Here is an 18,227-nt window from a genome sequence, read left to right as displayed (position 1 = left end):
ATGAAAAAATGTAAATTTATTTATCTGGCAATGTTGGGAGCTCTTGTTGTTTCTGTGGCTCAAGCATTGCCGTATGACCGGAAGTATTGGAATCAGAAATTGCAGATCGAGCCGTTTCGTCTGCCTTTGCCTCCGGTCGGTTATCAGGTAGAGTATATCGATTTGAATGGAGATGGAAAGCCTGATGCGATTAAATCTGTTACGGTAAACGATACTCCTGTTCTTTGGTTGGATGACGACGGTAATATGAAAGAAGGAGATATCGAGGGAGATATGATCAATGATTGTTTATTGATTGACCGTAATAAAGATGGAATTTATGGAGGACAGGGAGATCTGATTATCGATTGGGTCGATACGGATGATGACGGTAAAGCAGATATGCAGATTGTAATCGAATATCCGAAAAAAAATACCGGAGAAGTCTGGCCGAACGGGCATTATATGATTATGTGTGATTTGGATAAAGATAATATTTTCAATTATATTAATTGGAATGATTTTAGTTTGCGATGTTGGGATAAAAACGGAGTTTGCGATTTTTATGAAGATTATAGCGGCCAGACGATGTTCATGAAAATTCATACATCTACTTATGATATTAAAGATTTACGTTTGAATTGGGAAAATCCGTTTTTGTTTTATGATGAAGATGGCGATGGTCTGACCGAAATGGCTATACGGTTTGTCGATTCTCCTAAAATAAAAGATAGAAGCAAACCTTCGAATAGTTATGTGAACCGTCAGTTGGAAGGTCGTATCGATTGGGTTTCTATGGCTGTCGATTTAGATAACGACAATGGTCCTGGTAACGAATTTGATTTTGATTTTACAATAGGTTTTCAAGGTAAAGGTTTCGATTACACCGATCAGGTACATAAAGTTAATAATTTGCGAGGTATGCCTGAGGCGGATAAATTTTTCATGGATCCTCGTTACCGTCAATTGACAGAATTTTTATATCCCGATCATAAAAGTGCTAAAGAGATGATCTTTAAAAGAGGAGAGTGGTCGAGAGTCAATTTTGTATATGATGAAGACGACGATTGTGGACGTTGGGAACGAGTAGAATTTTATGATCCGTTAGATCCGTTCAAGATCGGCTGGAAAAATGGCGGTATTGATAATAATAAACAATCTGATGCTGCCGGAGATCGGGGAGAATGGGATATGGATAATTCGGGAAAAGGTAAATTATATATCGGAAAGTTCGATGGTCGTTTGCATTTATATGGAGCTGAATGGGGTTGTTGGCGCATAGACCAGAATGCAAATTATTATCAAGGCTGGGATCGTATGTGGATGGGTATGGATAGGCAGCCCGGAAAATTCGGTACTGTAAAATATACCGATAAAGATGACAACGGCTTTTTCGATTATATCGAATATGATCTTGACGGAGATAAAAAGTTCGAGATGACGATAGATTTCAAGGCACTGGGGCTGGATGATCGCTGTGAGTTGATCGATATTTCTACATTCAAATACAAGGATTACACTTCTATGATGAAGAAAATGTCTAAGTCGATGTGGAAAAATGCAATGACTGCCGTTCAAGTTGCGCATAAATATAACGTACAGACATTGTGGTATGCTAAATTGATGCAGGCCTTTTCTGTTCGTCAACAATACAATAACGGTTATTGGTTGCAGTTCTATATCTATAAGGATCTTGAACACGCTTTTATGCAGAGAGGAGATCAGGAAAAATTAAAACAGTTGACTGTTGCATATTATTCGGGGAATTGGAAGTCTATGCTGAAGTGATATAACGGCATCGATCGTAATCGATAAAAATGTCCGTTGACAGAGGGTCAAAATCTTTGTCAGCGGATATTTTTTTGAGAAAAATGAAATTAAAAGGTCAATTGTACACTTTTTAAGAATTTATTTATCGGCTTATTAAGTGAAAATTAATATTGAGATTTTTACTTTGTTTCCGTAATCGACAGAGAATAAAGAAGTATTTAAAGAATATACGCATGAAGAACAAGAATCGTTTATTTTTCGTGATTATAATGATCTTTTCGTTTATCACGATTTCTGCGAAAAATACAAAATACAATTCATATAAGGGACTGATAATGGCCGGTTATCAGGGATGGTTCAATGCTCCCGATGACGGAGCGGGACGAGGTTGGTATCATTATTCAGGACCTAAAGGTCGTTTCGAACCGGGATGTTGCACTATCGACATGTGGCCTGATGTGCGGGAATATGAAAAAGTTTATGAGACGAAATTCGTTTTTGATGACGGTACTCCGGCTTACACGTTTAGTTCGCATGATCCTTCTACGGTAGATACTCATTTCCGTTGGATGAAGGAGTATGGTTTGGATGGTGTGTTCATGCAGCGATTTGTCAATGAAGTAAAAGGAAAGAGTGGAAAGGTGCATTTTAATAAAGTGCTTGATTCTGCTGTTTCTTCTGCCAAAAAATATGATCGGGCTGTTTGCATCATGTATGATTTGAGCGGAATGAAAAAGACCGATGTCGATTTTATACTTTCGGATTTGGATGAGCTGAATAATACTTATGAGTTTAAGAAAAGAAAAAAAGTGCCGACCTATCTTTTCCATAATAAAAAACCGTTGGTAGCTATTTGGGGAGTGGGATTCCCCGGCCGTTCTTATGATGTGGAGGATGCTGCAAAATTGGTAAAAGAAATCCGGAAACGGGGATATAGCGTTATGCTGGGGACTCCGGCAAGGTGGCTTCCCAAAGAAGGAAAAACTCCTTCTGCAAGTCAAGCCGAATTATTGGATTTGATTAAAGAATGCGATATCGTAATGCCTTGGTTTGTGGGATGGTATAATGATAAAGTATATACGAATATGCAGCCGATTATAGCAGAGCATTTAACTTGGTGTAATAAAAATAGAGTCGATTATGCTCCGTTAGCTTTTCCCGGCTTTTCTTGGAAAAATATGTATGGCCCTAATACTACTCAAATACCGAGAAATAAAGGCGATTTTTTCTGGGCCCAGTTATCCGGAGCTATTTCTATGGGTGCAGAGATGCTGTATATAGCCATGTTTGATGAAATAGACGAGGGTACGGCGATATTTAAATGTGCTACCCGTGTCCCGGAATCGTTTGTACCAATAGAAGAGGAATTGCAAAGCGATCATTACTTGTGGTTGGTGGGTGAAGCCGGGAGGATGTTGAGAAAAGAGATACCGTTGAGTATATCCCAACCTGTTAGAAAATAGTCGCAGAATTAATCAAGGATAGTTATGAAGAATATAAAATTGATAGGGTGTCGTTTGGCAACGAGTTTTATTGTTTTTTCGGGATTATTTTTTTCTTGTTCGCAAACTCATATTGCCAAAGAGTATGTAGATTATGTTAATGTATTTATCGGGACAGGTGGGCATGGGCACACCTATCCCGGTGCTACATTGCCTCACGGCATGGTACAGTTGAGCCCTGATACACGATTGTTCGGGTGGGACGGGTGTTCAGGATATTATTATGCCGATAGTTCTATAATCGGGTTCAGTCATACGCATTTGAGCGGGACGGGAATCGGAGATTACGGAGACATACTGATGATGCCTACTTCCGGAGAAAATAAATTTATGGTATCGGGAAATGCAGAAGATCCTGATTTCGGCTATCGCTCTCGTTTTTCTCATAAAGAAGAAGAGGCTGTTCCGGGATATTACAAAGTTAGGTTGTCCGATTATGATATTACCGCTGAGTTGACTGCTGCTTTGAGAACCGGTTTTCATCGTTATACATATCCAGAGGGTAAAGCTGCCAATCTGATTATCGATATGGAGCCTACGATTCACGGTCATCAACATCCGGTTACAGAAATACGAGTTGTGAATGATTCTACCATTTCGGGAATGAAATATACGACAGGATGGGCAAAAAATCATTATGTCTATTTTTATGCAGAGTTTTCGCGACCGTTTTCCTACACATTGTATTCGGGAGATACGGTAGTTGAAGGAGATCTTATAAAAGCCGAGACAGCAAAAGCCTTGTTGACTTTTATTCCGGAGGGGGCAAAAAAGGAGGTTCTGGTTAAAGTCGGTATTTCTTCTGTCGATTGTGAAGGTGCGAAGAAAAATATGAAGGCCGACATTCCGGGATGGGATTTTGATAAAATCGTAGCGGATGCCCGTAAAATATGGAATAATGAGCTTTCGGTTATCGATGTCAAGACAGATGATGCTAAACAAAGGGAAATTTTCTATACAGCTTTATATCATACGGCCATATCGCCTTGTATCGCTTCTGATGTTGACGGACGCTATCGAACTATGGAACATACGATCGTACAAGACACTTCTTATACGAATTATACCCTTTTTTCTTTGTGGGATACTTTCCGTGCATTGCATCCGTTATATACAGTGATTTGTCCCGATATTAATCAGGCATTTATCCGAACTTTCTTGAAAAAATACGATGAGAGCGGCGTACTTCCCAAATGGGAACTGGCTTCGAACGAAACCGGTACGATGATCGGTTATCATGCCGTATCGGTAATTGCCGATGCTTTTTTCAAGAATCAACGTAATTTTGACGTAAATAAAGCTTTGGCGGCATGTGTTCGTTCATCAACTTATGATACGACGGGCATTACGTCTATGATGCCGGCTTCTATTGTTGCCCGTATTATGCCTTTGGAGTTAAAGTATAAAAATGAATTAGGTTATGTACCGGCCGATCGTTGTGGAAGATCTGTTTCGCAAGGTATAGAGTTTGCATATAATGACTGGTTGATAGCTCAGATGGCAAAATCTTTGGATCGGAAAGATATAGCTGATATTTATACGAAGAGAGGTGAATATTGGAAAAATTATGTCGATCCTGAGACTCGTTTGATGAGAGGTCGCAATATGAACGGTTCATGGGTAATGCCTTTTGATCCGAGAGCCGCTTTTAAGGGTTCTTGCTATGTAGAGGGGAATGCGTGGCAGTGGAGTTGGTTTATTCCTCAGGATGTTCCGGGATTGATTGAAGAAATGGGAGGGAAAAGTGCTTTTATTGCTAAGCTGGATAGTATGTTTTCAATGCCTTCGGAATTGACCGGAGATGCTGGGGCAGCTCTCGATGTTACCGGAATGATAGGACAATATGCACATGGAAATGAGCCCAGTCATCATATACCGTATCTTTACAACTATGTAGATGAGGCATGGAAAACTCAGGCTTTGGTCGATTCTATTCTTTGTACTTTATATCACGATGATCCGGATGGAATTTCGGGAAATGAAGATTGTGGTCAAATGTCGGCCTGGTATGTCCTTAATTCTATGGGATTTTATTCTTTCTGTCCGGGTATTCCGGTTTATGAGATTGGTCGTCCGTTGTTTGATGAAGTTACGGTGCGATTGTCCGGAGATAAAACATTCGTAGTAAAAGCATTAAATAACAGTAAAGAAAATAAGTACATTCAGTCGGTAAAATGGAATGGTTTACCGTTATCCGAACCTCGTTTTTCTCATCAAATGCTTGTCAGCGGAGGAGTATTGGAGTTTGAAATGGGGAAAGAACCTAACAAGGAATTATTTAAAACGTATTAATTTGATTTACATGAGAGATACAATTGCAATTTTGAGCTTGACGGTAGCGTTATTGAGTGGAGGAGATTCGTTATTTGCAAAGGAGAAAGTCGTGTTTAATCGGGATTTTTCTCCTGCGGAAGGACTTGTGTCACCGCAAGAAAAACCGTATCGGCAAGAAATATGTTTGAACGGGCTGTGGGATTTTCAACCGGTAGCCGTGCCTCGTGATTGGAAGCAAGGGAATGGAGTTGCCCCTATATTGACAGAACCTCGAGAAGGCCGGTGGGAAAAAGTAAAAATAAAAATTCCGTCACCGTGGAATGTAAATGATTGGGGTGGTGGAATGGAGACCGGAGAGGGTTCGAAGAACCCTTATGCTCCGAGTTCTGTTTATTATCCCTCATATCCGTCCTCTTGGATACGAGAAAAAATGGGGTGGTTACGCCGGGAATTTTCGATACCTGCCGATTGGAAAAAGGGTAATCGTTTGATACTTCATTTTGAAGCTGTTGCAGGAGAATGTGTCGTAAAGGTCAATGGTAAAGAAGTTTGTCGGAATTTTGACCAGTATTTGCCGTTTGATGCAGATGTTACCGATTATATTGATTGGAATAAACCGAATGAGTTGTTAGTAGGTGTACGCCATAATACTCTTTTCCAAAAATTTCATCCGGAATATAAAAAAATGAAAACAACTTATGCATTGGGTTCTAATACCGATAAGATCGTGGGTATTTGGCAAGATGTATTTTTGTGGGCTGTACCTGAAGTTCGGGTAACGGAAGCTTTTATAAAGCCTTGGGTAGATCGTGATGAACTGGAGATCGATGTAAATGTCATCAATCAGTCTCGACAACTTAAAACTATTTTATTAGGAGGAGATGCTCGTGAGTGGATCAACAATGCCGGCAAAACGATTTTGGATGCTCCTGAGATTAAATGGGCGTTGGGGAATACGGCTTTAACGATAGATCCCGTATCTGTGACTTTAAAACCGGGAGAAACACAAAAAGTAACTTTGCAAACTAAAGTAAGAAATCAATTGAAGCTTTGGTCACCCGAAACCCCTAATTTATATATGCTTTCTTTGAAAATTTCAGATAAGAAACAAGCGTATGATATTAAAAATATTCGTTTCGGATGGCGTCAGTTCAAACTGTCGGGAACAGATTTTTTGTTGAACGGTAGGAAAATTCAGTGTGTCGGTGATATACAGCACCCCTTCGGTCCTTATATCTGTTCACGTCGTTTTGCTTGGGCATGGTTACAGATGATTAAAGACTTTGGAGGGAATTCGGTGCGTCCTCACGCACAACCGTGGCCTCGTGTGTATTATGATTTGGCGGATGAGATGGGAATTATGGTATTAGATGAAACCGGGTTGTTCGGGAGTTCTATCAATCTTAATTTTGAAGCTCCTGAAGCTTGGGAACATTATGCAGAACATTTGGAGCGTTTGATTCTTCGAGATAGAAATCACCCTTCTGTAATCGGTTGGAGTGTAGGTAATGAGTTGTTCGCAATTGCTCTTTTAAATAAACCGTCTAAAGAGGTAGCGGAAAAATGGGATGATAAAATTGTAGAACTTGCAGATCGTGTGCCGGCATGGGACCCAACGAGGGGTTTTATAACTTGTGACGGAGACAGGGATTTAGATGGGCGTTTGCCTGTATGGAGTAAGCATTTCGGGCACGGGCTGAAATTGGATTTGTTGCCGGAGAAAAAAGATAAACCAATGATTGTCGGAGAATCGGGTGCTACCTATTACGGAAAACCTGACCAATTGTACCAGTTCGCAGGAGACAAACCTTATGTCTCTTATTACGGACGTAATGAAGCTTTGGCAGTAGATGTATATCAGAATGTACAGAAAATGGCAAAGCCGTTTTTGGCTTATTATTCACCGTCCGAAGTTTGTTGGTTCGGACTGGAACATCTGAACCTTGGCTATAATGATTATTCTCGTTTACCGGATGGGCAGGATGGAGTATTTGCCGGAAAAGTTTATGAAGAGGGTAAACCGGGATATCAATTTGAGCGTATTCCGCCTTATGTGACAACTTTTAATCCGGGAATCGATCCGTCATTGCCTCTCTATAAACCTTTGCCTATGTTTCATGCCTTAAAGGCTGCATTAGCGGATAAACCTTGCGAATGGGATCATTATACAGAGTTGAAAATTCCGAAACCCGCAGATCTTCCTCAGCCGGTATATTCCGAAGTATTTTTTATCGGAGATAAAACCGGAGCATTGGCTGATCATTTAAGAAAAACAGGGATAACGTTTTCTACGAATAAAAAATCGCCTGTGGTAATTGTTGATGGTGAAAATATCGGAGATAGTCAATTAAAACAATTTACCGCTGTTATGAAATCTGCTAAAAAATCCGATCGTACAATTCTGATTATGACAGCTACTAAAGGTATTGATCCGAAGATTTTACCGTTATTACCTGCAAATATTGAAACGACAAATAGAACAGCGACGGCATTTAATCCCGGTAAAAAGTCAGAATGGGGTGAATATTTTACTGTACCTGCACTTTATTTTTCAGAAATAGATAGTAAAGAACCTATTCTCAAACAAGGACTCTCGGGAGCTTTTGTCGATGAAGGGACTGTTGTGTTCGATGCTTCGGGGATTGACTGGTCTCTCTTTAACCGAGCTCCGGAGAATAGGAAATGTGCACAAGTAGTATTATATGAAAAGCTACGGAAACCGTCAGGTGTGGCGATGGTTACCTATCCTTTAGGAAAATCGGTAATAGCAGTTTCTTCTATAAACTATCTTGTCGATACAAAAGAGACTGCGGCTTTTTGGGAACGACTCTTTTCTGTGATGAAAATAGATATGGATAAGGCTAATAAGCAGTCAGGAAAAAGTAAAAAAGTTCAGCACGATTTGTTGTTGGATGGACCTGTAGATGGTAAGTAAATAATTATTAGGTTTTCATTATTAGGGGTAAGAGCCTGATTGAATTTTGCACGGGTCAAGTTCGAGAATTTCTGCAATCGGAAAATTTAAATAGGCTCTAAGAATGTCCGGTCATCATTAGATGTTCGGACGTTCTTGTTTTTACCTATTTTTAGGTATTGCAATGGGATTGTATCATTTTGTACTTTTGCAGCAGAATTAAGCACTGTAAAAATATATTGCGAAAAAATAAAAATAGTAATGAATGATTGTCGTTATATATGTCGCTATTTAAGGGAAAGTCGGGCGGACTTTTCTACTATGGTGAAGCGTTTATTGAGTAAGTATCGACCGAAAAATGTCCCTGTCCGTCTGGTTTTTTTCGGAGACGTTACGGATAATGTCCGTTATCGGGAAGAGCTTGATGTTATTCGAAAAGAAGCCGATATCCATTTTGGAGATAAACTTCCTGTAATTAGTTATGTGGCTCAGAAACCATTGGATGGAAGCGGTTTGGTCATGGAAGCTCATGAATTGAAAATATTTCAAGGGGAGACGGTTGAATATAAATCGTTGTGGACAAATTTTTACGTTACAGTAACATCTCCTCATGTGAAACATCTCTTTTTAGGGGGAGTAATGAGTGATAATTTAGACGAAAGTTTTTCCGTTCAATCTTACAATGTATTTGATGTTGTCGAAAAGATATTGCAGATAGAGAACATGCCTGTACATTCTATCGTCCGACAATGGAATTATATTGAACAGATTACGGCATTTGACGGAGAACATCAACATTATCAGGATTTTAATGATGCACGAAGTTTTTTTTATAATTATTCACAATGGCCTGAAGGTTATCCTGCGGCAACAGGAATAGGAACGGCATGTGGAGGAGTTGTTGTCGATATCAATGCGGTTTATGCGGATGATGCTTCTATAAATATCGATGCAATAGATAATGGTTGGCAAATTGCGGCGCATGCTTATTCGCAGGGCGTTTTATTGGGAGAGAAAGATCCTCGTTTTCAAAATAAGACTACTCCTAAATTTGAACGTGCTAAACGAGTAAAGCAAGAAGAATATGAAATAGTTTATGTATCGGGAACTGCTGCTATACGAGGAGAGGAAAGTCTTTTAGGTGTCGGTATAGAAAAACAGGCTCAGACTACGGTGGAAAATATCGATTATCTTATTTCAAGAGAAAATATGCAGAAGCAGGGTGTTCCGCTTTTCGGATCTTCTTATAAATTAAAAAATTGCCGGGTATATCTGAAAGATGTTTCTTTTATGGAGAAAGCCCGTATGGTTATTGAAAGACTGTATCCCGATGTTGAGTCTATTTTTCTTTTGGCTGATGTGTGCCGGGATGAATTATTAATAGAGATAGAAGGAATCGCTTCTGTATGATTTTAAGTCGTAAAATTGTCGCATAGTAATAAGAACTCGTCTAAATTTTCATGGGCAGGTTTGGGAATTTCTTTCGAGGATCTTTTATTGTTTTTGCAAGGATAATAAACCGGTTATCTGAGGAGTGAAAACGTAAAAACAGATCGGAAGAAAATGTAAAAATGACCTGATAATATTTTCTTTAGTCGGAAAATTTAGACAGGTTCTAAAGCCTTCAAATTATTTTTAATCCCTTTTTATATTGAAAAACAATTTTTATATTTGATCGGTAATTGAAATTCTTCGTAAGGGTGAGATTTTGAATAAATATTTTATTCTCATCGTTAGATGATGTCTCGTATAGTAAATAGTTTGGGAAAGATCGGAAATAAATATAATTTTCAAATTTTTCTTTTCGAAGATAATATCCTGAATTTTTAGTTGGAGAGTAGGTCGTAAAAGAAAACAGTGTAGCTTTTTTTTAAGTTGATAGATGAGATTTTATTATTGATCGAATAAGAGTATTTTTTAATATAAAATCAGTAAAATGAGGGGAATCAGTAAAATTTCTTTGGGAATGTTATTCGTATTATTGTATCCTGTCCGGATGGTGGATGCTATATCTTTTTCCGGTTCTCACCAGCCTGAAATGAAAGCTGTGTATAATAAGCCGGCTAAAGTGTGGGAGAGTGAAGCACTTCCTATCGGCAATGGGTACATGGGGGCTATGATTTTCGGAGATGTTTATCGGGATATAATTCAAGTTAATGAACATTCGTTGTGGTCAGGCGGTCCGGGAGAGAATTCGGATTATAATGGAGGTCATCTGGGAACACCTGCAGAAAATAGAGCTAATTTGCAGAAAGTCAGGAAAGCTTTACAGCAAAAAATGAATAAGTTCTCTAAAAGTGACGCGGCTTATTTTGATTCTGACGGAAAGTTGGTTACCAAAAATTACGGCGACGAGAATAGTGACGGAATGAAGTCTCTTATCGAGAGTCTTCGCGGAACTAAAAATAATTTCGGTTCGTATCAGACCTTAGGCAATATCGAAATAGCTTATAATTCATTGGTTATTCCGGATGTCGTGAGATTCGAAAGCGATTGTGATAATATCAATAATTACGATCAGCGGATCGATAAATTGTTTGATGCGAATAATAATACGAAGTGGTATGCCGATAAAGGATTTCAAGGAAAATTCCCTTGTTATATCGCTTGGGAATACGGAACGAAACTACGGGTAAAATCTTATAGCCTTACATCGGGGAACGATGTCCCGGATAGAGATCCCGTATCATGGAACTTTTATGGCTCAAATGATGGTAAGAGATATAAATTACTCGATAAGCAGTCGAACGTAACATTTGAAAAGCGAAAAGAAGTTTTAAAATTTCCCTTGAAAAAAGAAGCGAATTATAAATTTTTTAAGCTGGAAATTACGAAGGTTGCAGCCGGCAATACGACTACACCTCCGCAACTGTCGGACATAGAGCTTGAATATGAACAGTTATATGAGCCTTTAGATCCGTATAGCGATTATGTGCGGATGCTTGATATAGATAACGCGGTGCATTCGGTGATTTATAAGGAAAATGGAACGACGTTTACTCGTGAATCTTTTATGAGTTATCCGGATAATGTAATGGTGATGCGATTGAAGGCGGATAAGAGAGGATGTATTTCCCGAACATTTGCAATTACATCCCCTCAACCGAGAAAACGAATATTTGCGTCTGGTAATACATTGACAATGACGGGACGGCCGGCATTGCATAAAGAGAACGGATTGAAATTTGCACAGCAAGTAAAGGTATTGAATAAAGGAGGACATCTGGAAGTTATCGATAATAAAAAGATTCGTGTAAAAGATGCCGATGAAGTAATTTTGCTTATGTCTGCTGCGACGAACTATCAGCAATCTATGGATGAAAATTTCAATTATTTTTCGAGTGATGATCCTTTGACGACAGTAAAACGAACGTTGGCGGCAGCAGAGTCGAAAACATATGAAGATTTGCTCTTTTCGCATAAAAAAGATTATAAGGCATTGTATGGCAGAATGAGCTTGAATTTGGGAAATATAACCGGAATACCGACTAAGACTACCGATATATTGTTGAGAGATTTTTATAGAGGCAATACCATTGAAGAAAATCTATATGCCGAAATGCTGTATTATCAGTTCGGGCGTTATTTATTGATCGCTTCTTCTCGGGAGAACTCTTTGCCGGCGAATTTACAAGGTGTATGGGGCGAAAGATTGTCTAATCCGTGGAATGCCGATTATCATACCAATATTAACGTACAGATGAATTATTGGCCGGCACAGCAAACCAATTTAAGCCCTTGTCATATACCGCTGATTTCTTATATTAACAGTTTAGTTCCCAGAGGCGAGATAACAGCTCGGCATTATTATTGCAAACCTGATGGCGGTGATGTGCGTGGTTGGGTAACGCATCATGAGAATAATATATGGGGAAATACAGCTCCGGGAACGAGTTATGGGGCATTTCATTTTCCTGCCGGAGCAGCATGGATGTGTCAGGATATATGGGAATATTATCAATTCAATTGTGACAAGAAATTTTTAGAACAAAACTATAATACGCTTTTAGGTGCAGCCTTGTTTTGGGTGGATAACTTGTGGACGGATGAACGGGATGGAACGTTGGTCGCTAATCCGTCGCATTCTCCCGAGCATGGAGAATATTCATTGGGTTGTTCTACGGTTCAGGCGATGATTGCCGAAATATTCGATATTGTGATTAAAGCGAGTGAAGATCTGGGAAAAGACACGAAAGAGGTTGCCGAGATAAAGGCGGCGAAAAGTAAATTGGCAGGTCCTCAAATAGGATTAGGTGGACAGTTTATGGAATGGAAAGACGAAGTAACGAGAGATATAACCGGAGATGGGCAGCACCGACATGTCAATCATTTGTTTTGGTTACATCCGGGATCGCAGATTGTTGCCGGAAGAAGTACACAGGAAGATAAATATGTGGAGGCAATGAAAAAAACTCTGGAGACCCGAGGTGATGGCGGTACAGGTTGGAGTAAAGCATGGAAGATTAATTTTTGGGCTCGTTTGAGAGACGGAAACCGCGCTCATAAATTATTGAAAGAGGCGTTGACCCTTACATATACAGGTAATCCGGCTAATATCGGGGGAGTTTATCAGAATTTGTTCGATACGCATCCGCCTTTCCAGATAGATGGAAATTTTGGAGCAACTTCGGGTATTGCGGAGATGTTGCTCCAAAGTCAGGGAGGTTATATAGAATTGCTTCCAGCCATACCGGACGATTGGGCGAATGGAACATTCGAGGGGTTAAAAGCGAGAGGAAATTTCGAGATCGATGCAGAATGGAAAAACGGAGTTCTCGTTACAGCTGAGCTGACTTCTAATTCTGGTAAAGAATGCATTATAAAATATCCTAATGCAAAAGATTTGATAGTTAAGTTGAAAAACGGTGGTGCAATAGCGAAAGAAGTGATCGATAACGATAAAATATCATTTGTTACGACAGCTGGTACGGTATATGAAATTTGCCGATAAAAAATAAGAGCCGGTTTTCTGCGTTCCGATCATATTTTTTGTTGGAAAATTTAGATAGCCTCTTAAAACTGTGAAAAATAGTGAGGGCCTTTCATTGGGCGAGTTCTTCACTCTTTTTCAAATTTAATAATATGATGGTATGAATAAATATTTTGTCTATATTCTTATATTTCTTTGGGGGATTACAGAAATACATGCCCGTCGAATTGTCTGTGTAGGAGCGAGCATTACTTATGGTGCTACGATACCGGAAAGAGAAAAATATGCTTATCCGGCCCAATTAGGTACGTTGCTTGGTGTGAGAGATGAAGTGTTCAATTACGGGGTAAGCGGTTGTACAATGCTGAAAAAGGGAAATCTGCCTTATTGGAATACAAAGGAGTATCGACAGGCATTAGCTTGTAGTCCGGATATTGTGTTTATCGATTTGGGAGGAAATGACAGCAAACTGATTAACCGGAAATATCTGGATGAGTTCGAGGCCGATTGTAGAGCTATGATACGTTCTTTTAGGAATCTGCCTTCGAATCCACGAGTTATATTGTTGACGCCTATTGTTTCGTTCGTGACCGATACAACCGGGATATGGGATACAGTTATTGCAAGGGATATTATCCCCATGACTGAAAAAGCAGCGAGTAAAGAAGGAGTAGAAGTTATCGATATGCATCCTTTACTGGAAGACCGTCCCGATTTATTGAAAGACAAAATACATCCCAATGCTGAGGGTGCGAAAATGATGGCGAATAAAATGTATGATTTATTAATGCAGGAGAGAGAAAAATAATTTGTATTCTCTATATTGGAAGAAAGTAATCACATGAAAAAAAGTGTCCGTTGTTTATCCTTTTTTACCTCTTATAAATTGATGCTGATACTATTGGCGTTATATGCCGTATTATTGGCTGCTGCGACATTTATCGAAAGCCGTTATGGATCTCCGGCGGCTCGTGCGGTTGTGTATAACAATGTTCTGTTCTATCTGTTGCAGCTACTTTTAATCATAAATTTTATCGGTATTTCATTGAAAGTACATTTATGGAGGCATCGAAAATATGGGGTTATTATATTTCATTGGGCTTTTGCTGTCGTGTTAGCCGGAGCGTTGATCACCCGCGTTTGGGGATATGAGGGGATTATACATATTCGGGAGGGAGAACAAACGTCTCAAATGTTAACTCATCAGAGTTACATTTCCGGTGTGGCTGAGAGTAAAGGGCATTCTGTAAATTTTGAATTTCCGATAGAGATAAACTCGCTGTTTACGCAGCCTTTTTCCGAAACGATCTGTTTGGGAAATGAGAAGATCGATATTAGTCTCGATAAAGTAAAATATTCGTCATTGCAAAATGGCGATCATTTATTGGAAATGTCTTTGAGAGTCGGGAATGATGAGCGTACGGTCTTTTTGTCGGGGAAAGATTATCAGGTCGGCGAGCCGGAGAATGTAAAAGTCGGAGATGTCGACATATCCATTGCCTATGGCTCTGTTTTCAAGACGTTACCGTTTACGGTTCATCTTCAGGATTTTAGACTGATCCGTTATCCGGGTTCACATAGTCCTTCTTCTTTTGAGAGTGATTTGATTCTTATTTCAGGAGGTACGGTTCGGGAAGAAAAGATATACATGAATAGAGTTGTATATGAACAGAACTATCGTTTGTATCAATCATCTTATGATACCGATGAACAGGGAACTGTTCTTTCGGTAAATAATGATACGTTCGGTACATCTGTAACTTATATCGGGTATGCCATGTTGTTATTGGGTATGATTTTTATTTTTGCACATAAGGATTCCCGTTTCAGAATTCTGAACAGGAAATTGACTGTTCTTACCGGAAATAGAAAAATAATTGCTTTGTTCTTTTTATCGGTTTCTTCTGTTTCTATATCTGCACAGGAGATTACGATAAGAGATTTGCAGAAGAGTGTATCTCCCGTGTCTCTTGCCGATCGGTGGGGGCAGTTGCAGATACAGAACCCATCGGGACGTATAGAACCCGTCGATACTTATACCGCTTCATTATTGAGAAAAATATACCGTAAAAACTCATTTCACGGATTAACCTCCGAGCAGGTCGTATTAGGTTTTATTTTCGATGCTGTTTATTGGAATAGCGTGCCCGTTATTCGTCAGACGAATTTGGAATTGCATAAATTGCTCGGGACGACGGGAAAAGAGATTGCTTTTAATGATTTATTTGAAAATGACGGTGCGTATAAGCTCGCAAAATTTGTAGAGGATATATATATGAAGCCGGTATCGTCTCGCTCTCGGCTTGAAAAGGATATTTTGAAATTGGATGAAAAAGTAAATATATTGTATGGCTTGCAACAAGGGAAGATGTTTGCCTTGTTTCCGTGCCCGAGTGATAAAAACGGTAAATGGGTTTCTGCAGGGGATGATCTTTCTGCTTTTTCAGGAAAAGATTCTTTGTTTGTCTCTAAAATTATGTTGTGGTATAGCGACGAATCGATTCGCTCTTATACGACTGGTAATTGGGACACTCCGTCCGATATTATTGGAATGATAGATGTCTATCAGAAAGCTCGGAGTCAGGTGCAGGTAATGACACAAAAGCAACTGAAAGCCGAATTGTTCTATAATAAAGCGAATCTGTTCTTTGTTTCGGCTATGGGTTGTCTGTTATCCGGAATTTTGTTATTGACAGCTATATTATGGTTTCAGGCGAAACCTTCCCGGTGGTGTCAATGGACTGTCCGTTTTTTTATCGGTACGGTTATTTTATTTTTCTTTTTGCAGACATGTGGAATCGGATTGCGTTGGTATATTTCGGGACAAGCTCCTTGGTCTAATGCTTATGAGTCTATGATTTATATCGGTTGGGCTACACTCTTGGCCGGTTTGCTGTTTGCTCGTCGTTCGGGTTTGGTTTTGGCACTTGCCGCTTTTTTTGCGGGGGTTATCCTTTTTGTTGCCGATCTGAATTGGATGGATCCGGAAATTACACCATTAGTTCCTGTCTTAAAATCCTATTGGCTGATGATCCATGTGGCTGTAATTACGGCAAGTTACGGTTTTTTCGGTATGAGTTTTTTGATCGGGGTGTTGACGATGTTTTTTATTGTGCGGAATAATAAGCAGGCAGAAATAAGAAAACTGCGCATTATTAACGAAATGTCATTACATATCGGTGTTTGTTTGCTTGTTGCAGGTACGTTTTTAGGTGCGATTTGGGCAAACGAATCGTGGGGGCGCTATTGGGGATGGGATCCTAAAGAGACATGGGCTTTAATAACACTTGTCGTGTATGCGATGATTATCCATGCCCGTTTTGTGCCGAAGTTGCGTAGCGATTATGCATTCAGCGTGATGTCTGTCTATGGTTTGTTGTCGGTGTTGATGACCTATTTCGGAGTCAATTATTATCTTACAGGATTGCATTCATACGGAAGTGGCGACGTACCGCCGGCTGTGGATATTATCGGATTGGTTTATTGGGGAATAACAATTTTAGCCGTTATTGCTGCGAGAAAGAGAATACCGGACTCTTTATCAGACTGATTCTTTCTCTTTCTGTAATTTTTCTGCATCCATCTGGGCTTTCGATTTACTTTGGGTCACGACATATACGCCGACGAATACCAATGTGATAGCAATAGCTTTAACAACAGTAAATGTATCCATACCTACTATTACGGCAATTAGTGAAGCTACGATAGGTTGTACGTAATTGTACATGCTGATGACCGTCGGTCGTAGAGTCTTTTGTGCGATAGGAATAAACATGTACGAAAGAAATGTTGCGGCCAAGACGACAAATGCGATTTCAGAATAAAGAGAAACAGGTAGCTCTTCGTATCGTATTGTCGCGATATCATGGTAAGAGAACGGTATATAACACATACTGGCATACATAAACATCCATTTCATCAAGGTTATCGGTGTGTAACGACTGATAAGATCTTTGAAAAGGACTAAATAGGTAGCGACAGATGCTTGTGCAAACAGACAGAGCAGATCTCCCGCTATTTTGTTTTCTCCCGAAGATACGTTCGTACTTTGTCCGCTCATTATTAGCATAAGAGCTCCGACAGCACCCAGAAATATACCGGATACTTTTTTATTGGTAATCGGTTCTTTCAAATAGAAAGCCGCAATGATCATGGTAATGATCGGAGCTGTTGTCGACACGATAGAGGCATCGATGGGAGAGGTCATGGAAAGTCCGAAAATGAATACTCCCTGATTAAATACGATTCCGCATAAGGCAGCAAAAAATAACATGGCCAGATCTTTAGGCGGGACATTTTCTCTTTTCGTAAAAAGGGAGACCAACCAAAATGCTGCAGCAGCTCCTACCATACGGAATGTCGTGAGTGCGAAAGGAGAGATGTCTCCACTGTTCAAAACTGTTTTGGAAATAGGAGAATTGAGTCCCCAGATAATATTAGCCGTGAGTATTGCTATATGTCCTTGGTATTTGCTTACTGACATATCCGTATTTTTTTGATCGTGCAAAAGTAGATTTTGTCTTTGATAAATAGACGATTTTTATTATCCCTTAACATTATTGAATGAATTGAAACATTGAGTCGAACTTATATATTATCGAAGGATTTATATAGGTTCTAAAAATATAATGGCCTCAAGATTGTTCCGGAGGCCATTATATTTTTAGATTTTATTCTTCTACGGGTTCAAAATCTTCTTTTCCGACACCGCAAACCGGGCATACCCAATCATCGGGTAATTCTTCAAAAGGAATTCCGGGTTCTATTCCGCCATCCGGGTCTCCTAATTCCGGATCATAGATCCAATCGCATACGACACATCTGTACTTCATACTTTTTGATTTTTGTTATGGTTAGT

General features: G+C 39.5%; 10 protein-coding genes. 8 read left to right on the top strand and 2 right to left on the bottom strand.

The genetic code is table 11. The features are described 5' to 3' along the window. The 8 genes from Q0093_RS04770 (at nt 1) to ccsA (ending at nt 16,919) form a co-directional block, all read left to right on the top strand. Nucleotides 1-1,767, top strand: a complete 1,767-nt coding sequence (locus Q0093_RS04770; protein ID WP_297928641.1) for a hypothetical protein — start codon at nt 1-3, stop codon at nt 1,765-1,767. A 215-nt stretch (nt 1,768-1,982) separates the two neighbouring features. Then, entirely contained in the window at nt 1,983-3,212 is a 1,230-nt protein-coding gene (locus Q0093_RS04765; RefSeq protein WP_297928640.1) for a glycoside hydrolase family 71/99-like protein, read from the top strand. Nucleotides 3,213-3,236: 24 nt separating this feature from the next. Further along, a complete protein-coding gene (locus Q0093_RS04760; protein WP_297928638.1) occupies nt 3,237-5,543 on the top strand; it encodes a GH92 family glycosyl hydrolase in 2,307 nt (768 codons plus the stop codon). 10 nt (nt 5,544-5,553) lie between these two features. Then, complete coding sequence (locus tag Q0093_RS04755; RefSeq protein WP_297928636.1) at nt 5,554-8,460, top strand: glycoside hydrolase family 2 protein; 2,907 nt, start codon at nt 5,554-5,556, stop codon at nt 8,458-8,460. Between the two features lie 240 nt (nt 8,461-8,700). Then, the gene (locus Q0093_RS04750; RefSeq protein WP_297928634.1) at nt 8,701-9,849 is read left to right on the top strand and encodes a hypothetical protein; all 1,149 of its coding nucleotides are present in this window, start codon (nt 8,701-8,703) and stop codon (nt 9,847-9,849) included. A gap of 586 nt (nt 9,850-10,435) precedes the next feature. Continuing rightward, on the top strand, nt 10,436-13,390 hold the full coding sequence (locus tag Q0093_RS04745; protein WP_297928711.1) for a glycoside hydrolase family 95 protein: 2,955 nt from the start codon (nt 10,436-10,438) through the stop codon (nt 13,388-13,390). A 139-nt stretch (nt 13,391-13,529) separates the two neighbouring features. Next, nucleotides 13,530-14,177 (top strand): GDSL-type esterase/lipase family protein, encoded by a 648-nt coding sequence (locus Q0093_RS04740; RefSeq protein ID WP_297928632.1) that lies wholly within the window; start codon nt 13,530-13,532, stop codon nt 14,175-14,177. A 33-nt stretch (nt 14,178-14,210) separates the two neighbouring features. Continuing rightward, the gene (gene ccsA, locus Q0093_RS04735) at nt 14,211-16,919 is read left to right on the top strand and encodes a cytochrome c biogenesis protein CcsA (RefSeq protein ID WP_297928630.1); all 2,709 of its coding nucleotides are present in this window, start codon (nt 14,211-14,213) and stop codon (nt 16,917-16,919) included. Here ccsA and Q0093_RS04730 read toward each other — a convergent pair. Then, nucleotides 16,911-17,852 carry a DMT family transporter gene (locus tag Q0093_RS04730; protein ID WP_297928629.1) on the bottom strand — a complete coding sequence of 314 codons (942 nt, stop codon included), beginning with the start codon at nt 17,850-17,852 and terminating at the stop codon, nt 16,911-16,913. The two genes, ccsA and Q0093_RS04730, sit on opposite strands and share 9 nt — an antisense overlap. Nucleotides 17,853-18,039: 187 nt before the next feature. Continuing rightward, nucleotides 18,040-18,201, bottom strand: coding sequence for a rubredoxin (gene rd, locus Q0093_RS04725; RefSeq protein WP_294177614.1), 162 nt, complete (start codon nt 18,199-18,201; stop codon nt 18,040-18,042). Between the last annotated feature and the right edge of the window lie 26 nt (nt 18,202-18,227).

Source organism: uncultured Coprobacter sp. (genome assembly GCF_947855755.1).
Lineage (GTDB): Bacteria > Bacteroidota > Bacteroidia > Bacteroidales > Coprobacteraceae > Coprobacter.
Note: the sequence above shows the minus strand (reverse complement) of the source record. Positions and strands in the feature narration are given on the sequence as shown.